Genomic DNA, 4,377 nt, shown 5'->3' with positions numbered 1-4,377 from the left:
GAGTTTCTAAAGACAGTATAGTTACAAATATAGGAGGGGTAGATTTATCCAATTTTTTGCCCATAGGGGCTGGAGATCCAACGCAGGTTAGTGTACAAAATGATCAAAAAAGTGCCTCTTCTTCTGCAGAGGTTCAACTATTTGTATCCGCAATAATCCAAGAAGAGGACCAAAACGGACTTTTAAAAATTAGAGGAGAAAAGGAAATTAAGGTGGGTAACAACAGAAATACTATGATTGTTGAAGGCTACGTTTCTCCAAAAAACATTGCAAAAGATGGAACTATTTACTCTTCTAGTTTAGCGAATGCAAAAATTTGGTACGATGGAGATATAGTTTTCCAGCAGGATCCTAGCGAACCATCATGGTTAACGTCCATACTTTCAGGAATAGCAAATATATTCTTTTAGAAGGGAGTCAAAATGAGAAAAAATTTATTTGTCACCTTTTTATTAATTTTAATTGTTAATATATATGCCTTTGCTGGAGTTAGAATAAAAGATATATCTAATTTCAGAGGTGCAAGGGACAATCAATTATTTGGAATCGGTTTAGTTACGGGTTTAGATGGTAGCGGTGATTCAGGGGATGTACCCTCTGAGATGATAAACAATATGCTGGCTAATTTTAACATCAATCTTACCTCTTATGTAGAAACAGAAAATACAGCGCTTGTTATGGTCTTTGCTGATATACCTTCTTTTTACAAGGAAGGTATGAGATTAGACGTTACTGTAGCTGCTATAGGAGATTCTGATTCAATTGAAAATGGAGTCTTAATGCAAACACCTCTTTATGGTGCTGATAATAAAGTGTATGCTGTTGCACAAGGGAATGTCTTAACTGGTGGAGCCAATATCCGTTCATCATCTAACCTACAAGACAGATACAAAGTTGTTGGGTATATCCCTGAAGGGGCAATTATAGAGAAAGAAATTCCTGCACAGATTGTAAATGAAAATACGGTAACTATCAACTTGAAACAACCAGATATAACAACATCGGCGAGAGTTGCCAACGCAATAAATTCAACTTTTTCATTAAAAATAGCAAAAGCTCTTGATCCATCTTCGATTAGAATAGAAGTTCCAAAATATTTTGAAGAGGATATCATATCTTTTTTAGCTTTAATTGAAGAGATAGAGATTACTCCCGATGTAAAAGCCAAGATAGTAATCAACGAAAAAACAGGAACAATAGTTCTTGGAGGAGATGTTGAAATAGCAGATTTCACCGTTAGTTATGGTAACTTCAGTGTAAGTGTTGAAAACGGGAAAATAAGTGGAAAACCTGCAACGGTTTCAAATTTGATTACAGCTTTGAAAACGGCTGGAGCAACTCCTCAAGATATAATTGCAATTATTCAAAGCGCTCAAGCTTACATATATGCTGACTTGGTGGTGATGTAAATGGCAAACATAATTGGGCCTGCATTTAATGTATCTGGTATAAATTATAATGAAATAGGCGTAAGAGACGCGACTGAAGCTTTTGTGTCGGATATCTTTGCAAAGATATTGAACTCTGCCCAAGATGATGACCTATTTAAAAAGGATAAATTAATTCCTGAATCAAACGCTGAGAAATGGATTAAAGAATGGATAAATGTTGAATATGCTAATCTATTGACTCAACAAAGTTTAAAGCCATTGGTGAACCAAATTGTTAATTCTTTTCCTCCAGAACGATAAAATTATTTTTCATTTTTTGTGCAAGAATTATTTCTTCTTGTTCTAAAAAGCCTTCTGATATTTCTTCTTTGAAGACTGATTTAAAACCTATTTCAAAAGCTCTGACTATTTCTATCTTTGAAATAGGTTTTTTTAAAATTGTTTCTAAATCGATAGTAGAACTAATTAAATGCCGTTTTATCCAATCAGTATGAGAGTATTTAAAAGAATTAATGTAGGTTTCATAATCATGCTTAATTGGAATTGAACCATGTTGGAGAATGAAATTTGCCGTTCTGTATTGGGCACTTCCAATTAGTTTCTTTCCGTTAACTTTCACCTCATAAAATGAAGGGGCGTCATAGCAAAGGTCTTTGGTTACTCCTTCTTTTTTTGACCTTTCAAGATCCGCTTCTATTCCTAATGCGTGTAACGATCTTATTAACGCTTGAGAGATTTTCATGTAGCTGGCAAGTAGATTATTTGGTAAGTTTTTGTTGCTAACAAAAGTTGAAAACGAATAGGTTATTTCATTATTATGTAAAACCGCTCTCCCACCTGAGGGTCTTCTTACAATAGAAATATTGTTACTTTTTATAAACTCCCAGTTTAGGTTGTTCGTTTTTTGATGTTTCCCAAGGGATAAGGTGGGGTATTTCCATTGGTAGATCCTTAAAGTAGAAATTTTTCTAATTGTACTTAGTTTGGCTATGGATATATCCAATGCCATATTCATAGAACCCTCATAAGGTTCGTCAACAATTATTTTTATCATTTGATTTCTCCTAAAGGAAATTTTTTTGGAATCCCTACTTGCCTTGGAAAGTTTTGGGGGGTTGTTCCAATTTTTTTAAAAAGTATAAAATACCTTTTCTTCTTGTCTTCTCCAATTTCGTATTCGATTTCTTTAAACTCAGCTATATTCAGCTTTTTCAACACGTTTTGTGTATATTTTTTCTCATTTTTGAAGTATGATGGGCCTTTGAATAGAGATATAAAGCCATTTACTTTCACGAGTGGTGTCAAATATTCTAATGCAATATCACTTCTGGCTAACGCTTTACATGTGGCAAAGTCAAAATATTCTCTATGGGTTTTTGCAAAATCCTCTGCTCTTTCACAGAACAAATAAACGTTAGTTAATTTTAGCTCTTTTATAAAAATTTTCAAAGCCTGTATCTTTTTTGATATGCTGTCTACTAGGTAAAATTCTTTTTCTGGGAAGTATATAGCCCATACTAAACCAGGTATACCTCCGCCGGTTCCCATGTCTACAATTCTTTTTGAATTTAAAAAGCTGTCTTCTGCCTCTATAGAAATTATACTATCTAAAATCAAGTTTTCATAGGCATCTTTTTGGTTTTGATAAGCGGTCAAATTTACAGGATAGTTAACTAACATATTAATATATTTATTAATTTTTTTGGCCTTTTCATCTGATTCTTTCATTGACAAAACGCTCCTTATATGATATAATTCCCTTGGATTGGACATTTCGTTCGTATTGGTGGAGACGTAGCCTAATTGGCTAAGGCGTCGGTCTTGAAAACCGATGGGGTTACACCCCGTGTGGGTTCGAGTCCCACCGTCTCCGCCAGTTTTAAACTTAAAAAACCGCCTTTTGGCGGTTTTTTTGATAGGGTTAGCTATATCTTTCCAAATCTGTCAAACGGATAAATTCTTAAAAAAGTTGTTCCAATTACGTTCTCAACAGGAACAAATCCAAAAAAGCGGCTATCTTGACTTTCCAATGTATTATCACCCATGAAAAAATAGTATCCTTCTGGAATTTTCACATTTACGAGGCCTTTTTCATCTTTGAATATTAAAGAAGGTAAATCCAATTTTGAAAGTTCGTTTTCATAAAAATTAGTAAATAAGAGTGTATCTCTCATTTCTTTGTACCATTCAATAGTGGGTTTTGCTGGTATCAATCTGCCTGTGAAGTTATCTTTATACATAAAAAATAAATCAGATGTAGCGATTTCATAACTGTATTTATCAGGATAGGCTATATAATCAAAGAATTTAGGATCTTCAAATATTGCATCTCTTAAATAATAAATATTTTCAAATTCAGGTAGTATTTCGCCGTTTATTTCAAGTTTTGAAACCTTGTTTTTTATCTGGGTTGGGATATAATCCACACTTTCATAATAATCAATAATAAAATCTAACCAATCGGGAGTATTTTGAATTTCTCCGTTTTTAATATCTTCCCAAAACGTTTCTTCGACCGGTACCAATCTCAAGGTATCACCCGGTTTCCCCACCAATCTCTTCACATATTTTACATGGCCTTCAAATTTTGCTGGAGCAAAAAAATCCATAAACTTATCAAAAGCACGTAACTGTTGTTGTGCCCTGATATCCACAAAAGGTGTCCAAAAAACCACTATCGAGCCTCTATTTGGTTCAGCAAATTCATAAGTAACTTTTTCTACAAACAACCTGTCGTATACCTGGATTGTTGGAACCATAGAAGGAGTTGGAACCATCATTGTTTCAAACACGTACAATCTAATAATTGTTCCGAATATTAGTGCATATATTATGGCGTAAATCCAATCTAAGGTTTCATCTTTAATTTTTTTCTTAGTAGCCTCTTTCAAAAGGCTCAATCCTTCCTCTCTTTAATCCTTATTTTTCCTTTAACATCCCTCAGGTAATAAAGTTTAGCCCTTCTAACTTTACCTTTTTTCAAGAC

Annotated in this window: 7 protein-coding genes and 1 tRNA gene; 4 read left to right on the top strand and 4 right to left on the bottom strand. The window is 33.8% G+C overall.

Features of this window, described 5'->3' with window-relative positions; genetic code table 11:
• The 3 genes from AA81_RS13225 to AA81_RS13215 all read left to right on the top strand — a co-directional run.
• Positions 1-410 (top strand): flagellar basal body L-ring protein FlgH (locus AA81_RS13225; RefSeq protein ID WP_146050406.1); only part of this gene is annotated, 410 nt, incomplete at its 5' end.
• Between the two features lie 12 nt (positions 411-422).
• Complete coding sequence (locus AA81_RS13220) at positions 423-1,409, top strand: flagellar basal body P-ring protein FlgI (protein WP_103076255.1); 987 nt, start codon at positions 423-425, stop codon at positions 1,407-1,409.
• Positions 1,410-1,691 carry a hypothetical protein gene (locus AA81_RS13215; RefSeq protein WP_103076254.1) on the top strand — a complete coding sequence of 94 codons (282 nt, stop codon included), beginning with the start codon at positions 1,410-1,412 and terminating at the stop codon, positions 1,689-1,691.
• On the opposite strand, the gene AA81_RS13210 is transcribed toward AA81_RS13215, so the two are convergent.
• Both AA81_RS13210 and rsmG read right to left on the bottom strand, forming a co-directional pair.
• Positions 1,666-2,445, bottom strand: coding sequence for a lipoate--protein ligase family protein (locus AA81_RS13210; protein WP_103076253.1), 780 nt, complete (start codon positions 2,443-2,445; stop codon positions 1,666-1,668). The two genes, AA81_RS13215 and AA81_RS13210, sit on opposite strands and share 26 nt — an antisense overlap.
• A complete protein-coding gene (gene rsmG / locus AA81_RS13205) occupies positions 2,442-3,119 on the bottom strand; it encodes a 16S rRNA (guanine(527)-N(7))-methyltransferase RsmG (RefSeq protein ID WP_169926293.1) in 678 nt (225 codons plus the stop codon). The genes AA81_RS13210 and rsmG overlap by 4 nt, the downstream gene beginning before the upstream one ends.
• 60 nt (positions 3,120-3,179) lie before the next feature.
• Here rsmG and AA81_RS13200 point away from each other — a divergent pair.
• Positions 3,180-3,267, top strand: a tRNA-Ser gene (locus tag AA81_RS13200).
• Between the two features lie 49 nt (positions 3,268-3,316).
• Here AA81_RS13200 and lepB read toward each other — a convergent pair.
• Entirely contained in the window at positions 3,317-4,282 is a 966-nt protein-coding gene (gene lepB / locus AA81_RS13195) for a signal peptidase I (protein WP_103899290.1), read from the bottom strand.
• A 5-nt stretch (positions 4,283-4,287) separates the two neighbouring features.
• Positions 4,288-4,377 (bottom strand): 50S ribosomal protein L19 (locus AA81_RS13190; protein WP_146050326.1); only part of this gene is annotated, 90 nt, incomplete at its 5' end.

It is taken from the genome of Petrotoga halophila DSM 16923 (assembly GCF_002924615.1).
Note: the sequence above shows the minus strand (reverse complement) of the source record. Positions and strands in the feature narration are given on the sequence as shown.